The sequence below is a fragment of the Xanthomonas hortorum genome, assembly GCF_024339125.1.
GTDB classification, from domain to species: Bacteria; Pseudomonadota; Gammaproteobacteria; order Xanthomonadales; family Xanthomonadaceae; genus Xanthomonas; species Xanthomonas hortorum.
In genome coordinates, this window is record NZ_CP101417.1 from 4,798,453 (window position 1) to 4,812,458 (window position 14,006).

The window sequence follows — 14,006 nt, forward strand, 5'->3', positions numbered from 1 at the left end:
GAAGGGGGTAATCTAGGTAATCCGCTTCCAGCAATGCACATATTTCCATATTTATCAATTACTTATTAGAAAATATCAAAGGTAATTAAAGGGTAATTGAGAGGTAATGGGATTACCTTTTGGGGAGGTAATCCCATTCCCAAAAAATATCCTTCAATTTCAATCACATAACTTTTCCATGGGGTGCCGATTACCTTAAATCACCCCAAAAGGTAATCCCGAATTTCCCATTGACATCAGTCCCTTAGACCCTGTTTCGGCTCGCGGATTACCGATTACCTGGTTCCGATGGTCATTTGACGAAACGCACCGGGAGGCCTGGCCACGGAACGCGGCCGCGCCCCGCCCGCAGAGTCCTCGGGCGCGCAGGGATCTGCAGGGAAGAGAGGCCCCCTTGAATCCCACGGATCGGTAGCAGCAGCGCGGCCCAGGCCTACCCCGCAGGGGTGCAGCGAAAACCATGCATGAAGACCGCAGGCGTGGCGGGGCGACGATTGCGCGCGCCAGGGGCAGCACCATTTGCAGACGTCGGAGTTTTCCTACTGCGCCCGCTGTAGAAGCCGGGCAACATGAGGGCCTAGGGCCGGAGCGCCATCACGCCGGGGTGCCGTTGGACGGCCGCATTGAGCTTGGGCGTGGCTCAACACGGTAGGTGCAGGGTCCTACCTGACCGCGCTTCAAGCGGTGCCCGATGGATGAGAGAATTGAGGCCATGAATATGAACGAAGCCAGAAAAGTCGCAGGGAGCAGGCCTCAGAAAGGCGAGTTCTACACCCTCGGTCCTGACATGCGTGGAAGCCAAGGCCACGGCGTAGTGTTCGAGAACAAAGCAGACTTCCCTCTGCCCACACATTTAAGCCTTGAGCAATCAAGTAGCGGAATTAAAGGCTTTAGAGATATACCTCGCTTGCGCCAGGGTCAGCCGGATCAAATGGTCAATGATCTCGACTCAAGTTTTCGAGGTTACTGGCTCGTATCCGACCCATTGAAAAAGCTTTTCGAGTCAATTGACTCAGAAGCGTTTTCCTTTGCGAAATGTGAATTCACTCTTTATGACGGATCGCAGGCCGCGCCACATTATTTCTGCGAGGTCGTTAGGGAGATTGATGCGCTTGACGAAGAAGCATCCACAGTCAAAATCCTAACCGAGGGCTACCCTAAAGGTAAGCACTATAGTTTGGTTGGGGGAGCCAGCCTCGCCTTTAGAAAAGAAGTTCTAGGCGCTACCCATGTCTTCCGGACACCCTATAACGGCGGGCTTGTTATCTGTGATCGCTTGTTTCGAGACGCACTGATCGAACACGGATTTGGGAAGGGACGCAATTCGCGCGGCGTCTGGCTGAGCGACGCTGCAGACTGTTAAGTCAATCGACTTTATACGCACCTTAAGGATCGAGGGACATGCCTGCCAACAGTGTCATCCTGCAAAGCCACCACGTTATTGAGCAGAGCCTTATACAACGACACCCTCTATTGGTGGAGTTGGTCAACCATGGACTGATTGACGAGCATACTTCGGTAAACCGCCTTTATTTGCCTGTGGACGGAAAGCTAGCTGAGGCTATTGAAACTTCGCCGCACCGAGGAAGGACACGCAGCTCATATACACGGGGTATCGTCGAAACGCTAAACAGCATCTCCGACACAAGTGATGGCTTAGCTGCACTCGATGGCGATCCAATAGCATTACAGAAAGTCGCCACTCAGGTCACCGAACTGCAAGACACCCTCAAGGTTGCTTTGATCAACGGCGATGTCTTCACGACCACGCCGGATCGACTGACCAAGGTCGAGGCCAACGCGCAGAACCAGAGAACATTTTCCGATCTCAAGCAGTACAGCGCAGAGCATGCGGGACAGTTAAAAGCCTTGCGTTCGATGAGTGAGGTGGAATCCGAATGGGCCGCCATCACCCACTCGGAGCATCGGATTAGCGCGGTGATCGGCGCCGCAAAGGATACCTCGTCCAATCTAGTCGCAGCCCCAGGCGACCCGGTTGTCCGCGAGATCGCTGGGCGCGAGGAGTTCCGCTTGGCGATCGCCCACGCAGAACAGGCCGGCCGTGTGACGTTATCGCGGTCCAATGCGGCGTTGGTCCAGGAAGTGCTGGATGACACGCCGTCAAACATCGGCGGTGCTGCTCGCAGCATTCGCCAAGTAGCAGGCGCCGCACCCCAGCCATACACCCCGCTGTCGCAGCGCGGCTTCGCCACTGCCGAGCTGCTCGCAGGCGACCTGTCGGCAGGCCAGGCACTGCGCGGCGCCGGCCTGCTCGCTACCGCTGCCGATACCGTCGTCACCGGTCAACGCGCCACACGCTTCCTCGGCCAGGACAACCCGCTCGCCGCGCAATCGGAGCTGGCGCATTTCGCCGGCCGCAATGTCGGTGGCTGGGCAGGCGGTACCGCTGCCGCCTACGCACTGGGTAGCTCGGGCGCCGGGCCGATGGTGCTGATCGCAGCCGATGCCTACTTCATGACCAAGGCTGGCGAGAAGGCTGCTGAGTTGCTCGACAACCGCGCCATCTACCAACAGACCGATCGCGACGGGACGCACTGGTCCTTCGATGGCCGCGCCTGGGCGCGCGAGGGAATAGCCGACACCACCCGCGACGGAGTGAACAACCCCACCTCCACGCCGATCGTTGCCAGTTACGAGAAGGCCCGCGAGCTCAACTACCAGGCCACCAATACCGCCGCAGCGTTGGCCCTCAAAGATGCGCCGGCGCCCGCTGATCCGTATCGCCAGCCTGCCAACGCCACAGACCGGCCAAGTCTGAGCACTGCCGACTGGCGGCGTGACGCATCGGACGGCCATTGGCATCGCCAGGTCAAGACCGAGATTTCCGGCGCCAACGATCGCGGCAGCTACGTACAGGAAACCGCCTTGCCGCCCCGCGCGGCTGAACTGGACGCGCAGGCCCAGGACATCATCGCGCGCAACATCGCCAACAGTCCGGGCGCGATCGCCGCGCGCTATGAGCTGGCACATCACCGCAGCGGCTGGGCCGCCGACGGGCTGCCGATGTCGCCAGCAGTGCTGCAGGCGTTGCCCGACCCGGATGCGTTGACCGCCTCGAACGGCCAGCACTACTACCGCGACATCGAGGGCCGATGGACCACCAACGGTGACCCGCCCGATGGCAATCGCGTGCTGGAACTGGACACCACGCGCGCGATGCTGCAGCCGGCGCTTGCCGAACAGACCCAGGCGATCGCTGCCATCCAGCAATCGCCGCAGGAGCTGCAGGGCGAGCAGACGCTGTACCGCTACCGCATCGTCGGAACGGAGTTGCAGCCGCAATGGCGCGAAGCGATCGAACTGGCGACCCAGCGCACCCGCGAGGCAGAGGGGCTTGCCGGCGATGGCGCGATGCAGTTGCAGCGCGGGCCGGGCGGTCAGTTCGGCGCCGATAGCCCGATTGCCCATCTGCAACGCGGCCCCGATGGTGTAGAGCGTGTTGCAGCGCTCACCAGCACCGAGGACATCCGCCAAGCGCTGCAGGAGGTGCAGGCGCGGCAGCAGCCCGGCGCCCCCACACAACAGCTGGCCTCTATGTCGCGCCCAACCGACGGATCGGCAGATAGCGACACCTCTAGCTCCAACGCATCCTCCAGCCCACAACTGGTGATGGATATGCAGGTGCGAATGCAGGCAGCCAGCGCTGCCCAGGCGCGTCAAGAACGCGATCAGCAGGAACGCCAGACGCAAGACCAGCAGCTGGCCCAGGCACGCGCACACGCGCTGCAGGAGCAAACCTCACAGGAGGATCGGGCGCAGTCCTCTCAAGCGCTGCAGGCGCATGCATTGCAGGAGCTTCGCCAGCAAGAGTCGCAACAGCTGGAGCAGCAAGAACGCCAGGCACAGGATGCCCAGCAACGCGAACAGGCGCAGCGCCAAGTACACGACACCCAACAGCGCGAACAGTCGCAACAACAAGCCCAGGAGACGCAACAGCGCGAGCAGGAAACACGCCAAGCCCAGGATGCCCAGCAGAGCCAGCAAGAACGTCTCCAGGCGCAGGATGTGCAACATCCAGAGCAACCGCCTCTGCAAGCCCAAGCGGCTCCACAACGCGAGCAGGAGCCGGCGAAGGACGGCGTCTTGCGCGAGCCGCCGCTCCATACTCAAGGCACATCGCCGCGTGAACCCGAGCAACGGTCTACCCAGGATGACGTCGCCCAACAGCCCCAGAAGCAGCAGGCAGAGCATGGGCAAGCACATGCAACCGACGTAGCGCAGCAGCGGATGCAAGGCCAACAAGCGCAGGAAGAGCGCTCGCACGAAGCCCCGCAACAGACAGCGCAGAGCGCGGCGATCGCGCCGACATCGCCGGCAGATCTGCAGCAGGTTGCGGACTTGCACAGCCGCGAGCAGCCGACCACGGCGCAAGCCTCGGATGCGCACCACGATGCGTCTGCGCACCAGCGTGAGGCGGTGCACGCGGACCTGGCCCAGGTAGCGAATCCGCCTACCGCGCCACCACTCGCCACACCGGTTGCCGCAGAACGCAGCGACGACCAACTGGCGCGGATGCCGCAGGCACCAGCACAGGAAGCACCAGATACCCCTGCAGCGTTGCCATTGTCCGGCCACCTCGTGCAAGCGGCAGGGCCATCGCTGGACATGCCGGCCGCTGGCCGCTCCACCGACACGGCCGGAGCGCGCCAGCCGCTTTCTGTGCCCCAGGCAGATGAGCAGGATTCTTCTGCCATCGCTGTACTCGCAGATCCGGACTCTTGGGAGGAAATAACGCGCTCCATGCGAGAGCTGCGCATCCAGATCGAACAGGATCTGGAAACAGAAACCCGCGTCGCAGAAGCACGGCAGGCGCGTATGGAGCGTGGTGAGCAGCCGTTTACCGAGTTGGAACTTCGTGATGGGTACGATCCGAATGGCCCCTCTGCGATGAGACAACCGGGGCTCGCACCGACACGCGCTGCGCCGCAACGCGATGCCGATAGCACTGTTGTGCAAACGGCTGGCGAGCAGGACGATCGGGCACCGCCTACGCGCAAGAACATCACCGGCGATCCCGATGTGGATGATCTGCTGTACGCCCTCGATTCCAAGAACGATCTTGCGATCGAACAGGCATTGAGCCGGGTCGCCAACAGCGCGCATAGCAATGCCCTTGCACAGCAGGGCCACGAACATCTTGAAGCCAAGGCGCAGCAGGAAGCACAGGAGCAGGTGACTGCACGCCAGGCGCTGGGCATGGACGTCTCGACAGAGGTCCAGACCAGCCGTGGCCCGGTGATGGTAATGACGCTGCCGCAGTTCGCCAACAATCCCGCAATGCAAAGCGGGCCACAGGGTGACGGCGGTGGTGGCGGAGACGGCGGTGGGGGTGGAGGTGCTGGTGGCGGTGGTGGTGGCGGCGGATAGCCGGAACACGTGCAGCGAGTCGAATCATCAAGAGAACACTATGGACATGCAGAACACCTCAGAGCTGCCCGATGCCAACGAGTCGGAACGCGCAATGAAAGAATCGATCAAGGCGATGGCAGCGGTGATCGGGGCGCTGCAGCGGCGAGAGCATGCACTGGAAGATCTAGTCCGGGAGCAGCTGCAGCTGCTTCAGATCGCGGTCAAAAACGCCGATCAGCGCGTCAATCGTGTGGTTGAGAACGCACTTCCCCGGCTGACGCAATTGAGCAATCAGGCGCTGACGCAGACGCTGGAACCGGTGGCCGAGCGATTCAACAAGAAGATGGCAAATGCAGAGCAGGCGGTCCAGCAGGCCACTCAGCGCTATACACAGGCACAGCACTCCCTGGAAACAACGACAACGCGGCGCATGTGGATCGCGTCACTTGCCCTGCTGGTGTCAGGCGTCATGAGTGTGATCGTCGCAGGCTACGCGCTTTACAGCACGAAGGAGGCTATGACAGAGGCGGCACAGCGCCGGGCTGAAATCGCATTTCTGGATCGTCTCGCACGTGCCAACCTCGTTGCCTGTGGCAAAGACAGGCTGTGCGCCGAGATCGACAAGAAAGGACCGCGCTATGGCGATGGCGGTCAATATCGTCTCATCACCTTGCGCAATGCCGCGACGCGCTGAGCGACATAAGACCTACAACCATCACAACCCTTGTCACTAATGAGCTAGCCACGAAATCAGACGGATGAATCTATGAGCGAACCTTTAACAATAGGCGTAATCGCGGCAGTCGCGTCGCTTGCAGGATCACTTGCCGGCGCAAGCATTCCCACCACACTCTCGTGGTGGCTTCATCGGCAACAGAAAAACGCGGACGTTGGGTACCTAGCTGTGACAGTTGGGGCGATCCTTGATCGATACATTGGCGGTTGTATTGATGTCATGTATGACGACGGCGTCTTTGACGCTGACGGGCAATTAGTCGCAAGAGTTTCGTCACCCAAGTTGGAGCTTGGATCCTTAGACGTGAACTGGCGCTCCATTCCCGTCACGTTATTAGATCGCGTTTTTGCCATCCCAAATGCTCAGCTGTTGGTGCAAGATCGACTTGCCTGGGAGGCCGATTTCGATGATTATCCGATCCTCGTGCGACAAATCGAGTATGGAACCTTGGCCGAAACGGCCTTGCGCGTGGTCAATGCACTGCGAGAGCATGCACGACTACCGGTTAGCCCTGAAGGTCGGCTTGACTACTCAGGAATGATTGCAAAACACATGCCCAAGCTAGTCGAGAAGCAACAAAAGATTGAGCAGCAGCAGTGGACTCCGATATTTCAGCAGAACGAAGCCGCCCCGGAGGGCGGCTAAATAATCATTACGATTTTTTGTAGTGCTTACATCTGAGAAATTCGGTTATTGGTGACCTCAGCATAGTGCTCAGTCTTCTCCACGCCGGTCCAGCAATAGCCTTCCAGCTCAGCAGCCACCAACGTAGTGCCGCTGCCAGCAAACGGATCGAGCACGCGCCCACCCGTCTCGCAGATTCGTACCAGCTGCCGCATCAACTCGGTGGGCTTACCGGTCAGGTGATGCTTGTCGGCCTTACGCACCGACTCACGGATGACACCCGGCAACACCGGCGCACGGCGATCCAACGGCATGTTGCCCTTGCTGCCCCACACGATGTATTCGGCTTGATTGCGGAAGCGCCCCAGTTGCGGCCGCACGCCCTCGGTCTTGTCCCAGACAGTGATGCCGCGCCAGGTGAAGCCGGCGATCTGGAGCGCGTCGGTGGTTAGCGGCAGCTGCCGCCAGTCGGTGAACAGCAGCACCGGCGCACCGTCCTTGAGCACGCGCGCGCACTCGGACAACCACAGGTGCATCCACTTCAGGTGCGAGCGTTGGTCGCGCTCGTCGCCAACAAAGTCGGCATGCAGTTGCGCGCCACCGCCCTGGACGTACTTCTGCGATGGCGGCTTGGCCCGTGCCGCAGCAGTGAGACCGCCGCTGGCATACGGCGGATCAGTGATCAGCGCGTCGAACGAATTGGCTTCGAGCGTGGGCAGGATGGTCAGGGCGTCGCCCTGTAGGAGCTGGTTTTTCATGGTGAGAGCCTTCTTGGATTCGCTCGCGGCGATCGGAGGTGAGGCTCTCGGCCTTCAGGTGATTGAGCGTGCCGCAACGCGGGCACTTGATTTGGATTTCATCGAAGGCACCGGCCTTGCACAGCAGGCGGGCGCATTCACCACAACGGAGGTTCTTGAGCATTGCGTGGTCTTGCGGTGGGAAAGGATTACGCCGCCGCTGGCGGCGCGTAGGGGGTGAACGCGATCACCTCATCGCCCACCCAGTCATTGATCTTCAACATGCGGGCCTGCAGAGGTTCCAGCTCGTTGGCGGCCCACACGGCAGCGGCCTCGCGGATCGACCCGAAACCGCCAGCGTTCTGCGGCACGATTCCCATGAGTTGCGGCGGGATCCGCAGCGCGGCCAGCATGTCGTCGCGGGTGATGCCCTTGATGCCGCTGAACTCGTCCTTGGCCGCCACCTCGCTGACCGGGATCAGCTTCAGGCCATCCTTGTTGCCGCCGGGCGAGTACAGGAACAGATTGCGGAAGTTGCCCGGCCCCTTGGCGCCCTTCATGGCGTTGCGTAGCGCATCGACGTCTTCCTGGCTCTGCTGCGGGTCGGTCAGGTACAGGATGAAACCGGCGTGCGAGCCGTTGTTGTAGTACTTGCGGCGGAACAGCGTGGCCGACTCATTGAGCAGCGCGGACTGCATGGCCGGCATCCACTCGGGCAGGCCGTAGAGTTCTTGATCGACATCGGCTTCGCGCAGCTGGAACACGCTGCCCGGCTCGAACACGTGTTCGTCGTGCCAAGTGCGCACTTGGAAGTACTCGCCCTCGGTGATGCCGCGCCGCATGTACTTGGACAGCGGCGCAGCCAGCGACAACGCACCGCCCATGCGGTTGCGCCGCCGCTCAAGGTAGCCATTGCCCAGGGTGATCCAGTCCAGCGACAGCTGCTCGAAGGCCTCGCGCGTGAGCAACCGGTGCGGCTTGAAGGTGCGCGCCAGCATATTGCGCTTGAAGATCAGCCCGGACTGCAGGAACGGATTGCTGCGCGTGGTCTTGGACAGACCATCCAGCGCCACGGGCGGCTCGTACCAACGCCCGTTCTGCCAGCACTCCAGATAGTCCAGCACGCCGCGCCCATCGAGCACCGGCGTCGGGTCACCAAAGGTGAACGCCTCGGTGCGTGCGGGCACTGCTGGCGCGGTGGCGGGCAGCTGGTCGGTCAACATCAAGAGATCTCCATGAAGCCGGAATTGCGCGCGGTGCGCCCTTCCAGCGGTTCGTTCTGCAGCGCGTGGAACAGTGCCCACGCCAGGTCCGCGTGGCCGGTCTCTTCCGAGCGGCCAGCGGTGAAGGTGGATTGCCGGCCGCTGGCCGTCATGGTCTTGCGGATGGCCATCAACGACTGCGCCACGTCGGTCCAGCCGGCGTCGAACTCCAGTCGCCCGTTGTGGATCACATCGAACGCCTTGAGCACCAGGCGCGTCTTGACCTCGGGCGAGTAGCTGAAGGTGACCAGATTCGGGAAGAACTGCTTCACCAGCTGCGCCACGCCGCTGCCCATGCCGGTGGTGTCGATGCCGATGTAGGTCACCCAGTACCGGCGCGTGATGCGCTCGATCTCGGCGGCCTGCTTGGCAAAGTCCATGCCCCGGAACTGGATGCGCTCCAGCAGCCGGAACTTGCCGCCAGGCTGCTGCGGTGGCGCCAGCACGACCAGGCCGGCGGTGTCGCCCGTCTCGGCCGGGTCATAGCCGATCCACACCGCGCGATCGCCGTAGGGGCGCGCGGCGAACGGTTTGTAGTCCTGGCCCCACTCGACCCAGCTGTCGACCATGCACGGCTGCAGCATCGCCAGCGGGAAGATGCTGGCACCGTCGTCGACGAACTCGCACATCAACAGGTTGGCGAACGCGTCCGGGCTGTATTCCTCGCGCAGCTCGTCGATGTCGAACAGGTCGCAGCCACGGCGCTGAGCGTCGAGGATGTTGACGATCTGCCGCCACGCCCGGTCCTGGCAACGGCGCCCGCCGGCCAGCGCATCGTGCGAGACATCGATCTGGATCCGCTGCGCGGCGGGCTTGCCCTTGTTGCGGCGCTCGCCGGTCCAGAATGTGTAGGCCTCATGGGCCATGCTCGACGGCGTGCTGAAGTAGGTCTTGCGCCACTTCTTGTGCATCGCCATGCCGCTGGCGACCTTGTTCAACTCGTTGAAGCCGTAGGTCCAGAAGAATTCGTCGAAGTAGAAATTGCCGTGGTAGCCCTGCGCGGTGCGCGCATTGGTGCCCAGGAAGAACAGTTCGGCGCCGTTGGGGAACACGATGCTGTCGCCGCCGGACAGCGTCTCGTCGATCGTCTCGCGCACGAACTGCTGCATGTAGCCGCGAAACAGATGCGCCTGCGCCTTGGACGCACTGAGAAAGATCTGATTGCGTCCGGTGGTGAGCGCATCGATCAGCGCCTCGCGGGCGAAGTAGAACGTTGCACCGATCTGGCGCGATTTAAGGATGATGCGGGTGCGCTCGTTGCTGGCCCGGTACCAGTCGCGCTGGTAATCGAAGCAGCCGTCGATGAACGCGGTGGTCAGCTGCTCGACCTGTTCCTCAGTGAAATCGTTGCGCTTGGGCTTCTTCTTCGGCGCGGCGTTGCGGTTCGCCACAGCGGGATTTAAGTCGGCCTCGTTGCCGCCGCTCTGATAGCGCTGGATGCGCGCCTGGCGCTCCAGCTGCCGATGCAGCAGATCGATTTCTTTGAAGTCGCCGCCGGACTTTTCCGGCTTCATGATCAGCACAACCAAGCGCGCTTCCAGTGCACCACCGATGCGCTCAACGTTGTCTGCGCGATCCCACTCGTCACGCGACTTCCAGCTGTGTACAGTCTTCTCGTTCTCGCCGATGGCCTGCGCAATTTCGGTCACGCGCCATCCCATCCAGTACAGGAACTTGGCCTGTCTGCGGGTATCCATCGGGAGCTGGGTGGCAACGCTTTGCATGCCGACCAGGGTGCAGCCCACCTCTTAATCCCGACAGTTCAACGACGCGTAATCGCCTTGTTTACACGGTGATTGCGTTGCTGCGTTGTGCCTCGCGTTTGACCATGGGTCATCGCAAACGCATCCAGCGCAGAGGACACCCATGTCGGGCAAGACCAAGAAGTTCCGTTCCAACTGGTTCCGTGTAGCCGTCGAAGGTGCCACCACCGATGGCCGCACAATTCAGCGCAGCTGGATCGACGACATGGCCGCGACCTACAACCGCGAGACCTACAACGCCCGCATCTGGATCGAGCACATGCGCAGCCTGCTGCCGGACTCGCCGTTCCGTGCGTATGGCGATGTCACCGCGGTCAAGGCGGAAGAGGTGGAGATCGATGGTGCCAAGCGTCTCGCGTTGTTTGCCCAGATCGAGCCGACCGCCGACCTGATCACCATCAACAAGTCCAAGCAGAAGCTCTACACCAGCATCGAAGTGCAGGAGAAGTTCGCCAACACCGGCAAGGCGTATCTGGTCGGCCTGGCCGTGACCGATTCGCCGGCCAGCCTGGGCACCTCCATGCTCAGCTTCGCCAGCCAGAACCCCGACGCCAACCCGCTGGCCGATCGCAAGCAGTCACCAGGCAACCTGTTCACCGTCGCCGAGGAAACCGCGCTGGAATTTAGCGAGGTCAGCGAAGGTCCGGTCGCCAACCTGCTCAGCCGGATCCGCACCGCGCTCAAGAGCGAGGACGCCACCAGCATCACCGCCGAGCAGTTCGCAGAGCTTGGCGAAGGCGTCGAAGAGATCGCCGAGCACGTGCGCGGCCAGGACGAACGCTTCAACCGCCTGCAGGCCGAACACGCCGAGCAGAAGACCAAGCACGAACAGCTGGCAAACGACCTGGCGCAGCTGCGCGAGTCGCTGTCGCAACAGCCGGACCCTGCACAGCCCGCACGCCCGGTGGTCACTGGCGGCGGCGCGGCCGTGCTGACCGACTGCTGATCCCACACCACCACACGCACACGCAGCCAGCGCCACACCCTTCGGAGCCACCATGCAAAACGCCACCCGCCTGCAGTTCAATCAGTTCGCCGATCAGATCGCCAAGCTCAACGGCATCACCTCCGCCTTCCATTCCTTCGCTGTCGATCCGACCGTGCAGCAGAAGCTGGAAACGCGCATGCAGGAATCCAGCGAGTTCCTGTCCAAGATCAACATCATCCCGGTGGACGAATTGTCCGGCCAGAAAGTTGGCATTGGCGTCACCGGCAGCATTGCCAGCCGCACCGACACCGGCGCCGGCAAGACCCGCACCCCGCGCAACGTGGCCGCGCTCGACAAGAACGAATACGTCGCCAAGAAGACCGACTTCGACACCGCCATTCCGTATGCGCTGCTCGATGCGTGGGCCAAATTCCCGGACTTCCAGGCGCGCTTGCGCGATGCCATCGTCAAGCGCCAGGCGCTGGACCGTCTGCAGATCGGCTTCAACGGCACCCATGCCGCTGCCGACACCGACCGCGCTGCGTTCCCGCTGCTGGAGGACGTCAACATCGGTTGGATGCAGCAGTACCGCACCAACGCTGCCCAGCGCGTGCTGGCGAGCGGCAAGACGGCTGGCAAGATGGTCATCGGCGCCGGCGATGGCGCGGACTACCGCAACCTCGATGCGCTGGTGTTCGATGTAGTGAGCAACCTGCTGGATCCGTGGCACCGCAAGGATCCGAGCCTGGTGGTGGTGCTCGGTCGCGATCTGATGCACGACAAGTATTTCCCGATGGTCAACAAGGACCAGGCGGCCAGCGAGAAGATCGCCACCGACCTGATCTTGAGCCAGCGCCGCGTCGGCGGCCTGCAGGTGGCCGAGGTGCCCTACCTGCCGGACGGCGCGCTGATGGTCACCTCGCTGGCGAACCTGTCGATCTACTACCAGACCGGCGGCCGTCGCCGTTACATCCAGGAAGTACCCGCACGCGATCGCATCGAGAACTACGAGTCCTCCAACGATGCCTACGTGGTCGAGGACTACGGCCTGGGCTGCGTGGTCGAGCACATCGAGATCGAGGCCTAAACCATGGCCGACAGTCCCGCCAAGCGTCACCACAGCCGCGTGCTGGCCGAGCTGGAGGCGGCGCAACGGGCTCCGCACCAGCTGATGGCCGGCGCAACGGCCTACGAGCAGCACATGGCGCAGCTGCAGAGCGATCGCCTGCGGCTGAAGCAGATCCAGTCCACCCAAGGCAAGGCTGCGCTCAAGGTGCAGCTGCTGCCGACCTACGTGCCGTATCTGGCCGGCGTGCTGGCCGGCGGCCAGGGCGCGCAGGACGAGATCGTCATGACGTGCATGGTGTGGCGCATTGATGCCGGCGACTATGCCGGCGCGCTGGAGCTGGGCGCCTATGTGCTCAAGCACGGCCTGCAGATGCCCGACCGCTTCTCCCGCACGGTGGGCTGCGTACTGGCAGAGGAAGTCGCCGAGGCGGCGTTGTCGGCGCAGAAGACCGGCCAGCCGTTCGATGCGGCCGTGCTAGCCGACACCGCAGCGCTGACCGCCGAACAGGACATGCCCGATGAGGTGCGCGCCAAGCTGCACCTGGCGCTGGCCCGCGCCTCGCTGGCAGACATCACCGACGAGACGCCGGCCGACCAGGCGCAGCCCATCGCCGCCGCCGCTGTGGCCGACCTGAAGCGCGCCATCGCACTGCACGGCAGCTGCGGCGGCAAGAAGGATCTAGAGCGCGCCGAGCGGCTCTTGAAGAAGTTCAGCGTTGAGCCTGCGGGCACCAACGCATAACCGAGCGTCCCCGCAACCCTCGCCGGCTCGGGGCTGATCCACAGCACTCCATCGCTGCGGTGACGCCCCGACCACCGGCGATCTCTTCCGAGCCATCCATGAGCGGATTCACTGCCACCGGCACCACCAGCGCCACGCCCGATGCGATCGCCAATGCGCCGTTCTGGCCGGCGATCGCACCGGGTGCCGTGCGCGCGAGCATGCGCCTGGATGGCACCGTGACCGATGCGCGTCTGCGCCACGCCATCGTGGCCGCAATGCTCGCGGTGAACGATGAGTTGCAGACCTGGGCGCAGACGCAGCAGGCGGCCGGCTACGCGGCGTTGGCCGATGTGCCCAGCACAACGGTCGACGGCATCTCGCGCCGCGTGCAGCTGTACCTGCGCGCCGTCGCGTGTGCCACCGCCGTCGAGGTGGCAGAGCGTTACCGCAGCTTCGATGCGACCGACAGCGCCAACCAGCGCGCCGATGACTTGTCACCCAGCATCACCGAGCTACGCCGCGACCAGCGCTGGGCCGTGCGTGACCTGCAGAACCTGCCGCGAAGCACGGTGGAGCTCATCTGATGCGCGTGCACGCCATGCAAGGCGACACCGTCGACCTGCTGTGCTGGCGCCACCTGGGCAGCACGGCCGGCCTGGTCGAGCGCACCTATCTCCTCAATCCCGGCCTGGCCGAACTGGGCGCCGTGCTTCCGCATGGCACGCCGGTGGAGTTGCCCGAGGTAACCACCACCACAGCGGCGATGACGCCGCTTGTGCAGCTATGGGACTGAT

General features: G+C 62.7%; 13 protein-coding genes. 9 read left to right on the plus strand and 4 right to left on the minus strand.

All coding sequences use genetic code 11. The annotated features are described in order from the left end of the window. Positions 1–712: 712 nt before the first annotated feature. From NMB96_RS20565 to NMB96_RS20580, 4 genes are all read left to right on the plus strand, one after another. Positions 713–1,363 carry an imm11 family protein gene (locus NMB96_RS20565; RefSeq protein ID WP_043889831.1) on the plus strand — a complete coding sequence of 217 codons (651 nt, stop codon included), beginning with the start codon at positions 713–715 and terminating at the stop codon, positions 1,361–1,363. Between the two features lie 38 nt (positions 1,364–1,401). Continuing rightward, complete coding sequence (locus tag NMB96_RS20570; protein ID WP_023904495.1) at positions 1,402–5,388, plus strand: hypothetical protein; 3,987 nt, start codon at positions 1,402–1,404, stop codon at positions 5,386–5,388. Positions 5,389–5,428: 40 nt separating this feature from the next. Then, a complete protein-coding gene (locus tag NMB96_RS20575) occupies positions 5,429–6,064 on the plus strand; it encodes a hypothetical protein (protein WP_374728738.1) in 636 nt (211 codons plus the stop codon). Between the two features lie 72 nt (positions 6,065–6,136). Beyond that, on the plus strand, positions 6,137–6,751 hold the full coding sequence (locus NMB96_RS20580; protein ID WP_152025576.1) for a hypothetical protein: 615 nt from the start codon (positions 6,137–6,139) through the stop codon (positions 6,749–6,751). Positions 6,752–6,777: 26 nt separating this feature from the next. On the opposite strand, the gene NMB96_RS20585 is transcribed toward NMB96_RS20580, so the two are convergent. Genes NMB96_RS20585 through NMB96_RS20600 form a run of 4 tightly spaced genes read right to left on the minus strand, consistent with a single transcriptional unit; the run spans position 6,778 to position 10,453 of the window. Then, positions 6,778–7,488: a DNA-methyltransferase gene (locus NMB96_RS20585; protein WP_023904828.1), complete on the minus strand. Its 711-nt coding sequence runs from the start codon at positions 7,486–7,488 to the stop codon at positions 6,778–6,780. After that, positions 7,406–7,651, minus strand: coding sequence for a Com family DNA-binding transcriptional regulator (locus NMB96_RS20590; RefSeq protein WP_043889377.1), 246 nt, complete (start codon positions 7,649–7,651; stop codon positions 7,406–7,408). Before NMB96_RS20590 ends, NMB96_RS20585 begins: the two co-directional genes overlap by 83 nt. Positions 7,652–7,676: 25 nt before the next feature. Further along, positions 7,677–8,690, minus strand: coding sequence for a phage portal protein (locus NMB96_RS20595; RefSeq protein ID WP_023904829.1), 1,014 nt, complete (start codon positions 8,688–8,690; stop codon positions 7,677–7,679). Further along, positions 8,690–10,453: a terminase ATPase subunit family protein gene (locus NMB96_RS20600; RefSeq protein WP_183086716.1), complete on the minus strand. Its 1,764-nt coding sequence runs from the start codon at positions 10,451–10,453 to the stop codon at positions 8,690–8,692. The genes NMB96_RS20595 and NMB96_RS20600 overlap by 1 nt, the downstream gene beginning before the upstream one ends. Before the next feature lie 142 nt (positions 10,454–10,595). On the opposite strand from NMB96_RS20600, the gene NMB96_RS20605 reads away from it, so the two are divergent. From NMB96_RS20605 to NMB96_RS20625, 5 genes are all read left to right on the plus strand, one after another. Continuing rightward, positions 10,596–11,438: a GPO family capsid scaffolding protein gene (locus tag NMB96_RS20605; protein ID WP_023904831.1), complete on the plus strand. Its 843-nt coding sequence runs from the start codon at positions 10,596–10,598 to the stop codon at positions 11,436–11,438. A 52-nt stretch (positions 11,439–11,490) separates the two neighbouring features. Beyond that, positions 11,491–12,507: a phage major capsid protein, P2 family gene (locus NMB96_RS20610; RefSeq protein WP_023904832.1), complete on the plus strand. Its 1,017-nt coding sequence runs from the start codon at positions 11,491–11,493 to the stop codon at positions 12,505–12,507. A gap of 3 nt (positions 12,508–12,510) precedes the next feature. Further along, entirely contained in the window at positions 12,511–13,230 is a 720-nt protein-coding gene (gene gpM / locus NMB96_RS20615) for a phage terminase small subunit (protein ID WP_023904833.1), read from the plus strand. A 98-nt stretch (positions 13,231–13,328) separates the two neighbouring features. Then, positions 13,329–13,796 carry a head completion/stabilization protein gene (locus NMB96_RS20620; protein WP_023904834.1) on the plus strand — a complete coding sequence of 156 codons (468 nt, stop codon included), beginning with the start codon at positions 13,329–13,331 and terminating at the stop codon, positions 13,794–13,796. Then, entirely contained in the window at positions 13,796–14,005 is a 210-nt protein-coding gene (locus NMB96_RS20625; protein WP_005917735.1) for a tail protein X, read from the plus strand. The genes NMB96_RS20620 and NMB96_RS20625 overlap by 1 nt, the downstream gene beginning before the upstream one ends. The last annotated feature ends 1 nt before the right edge of the window (position 14,006 follow it).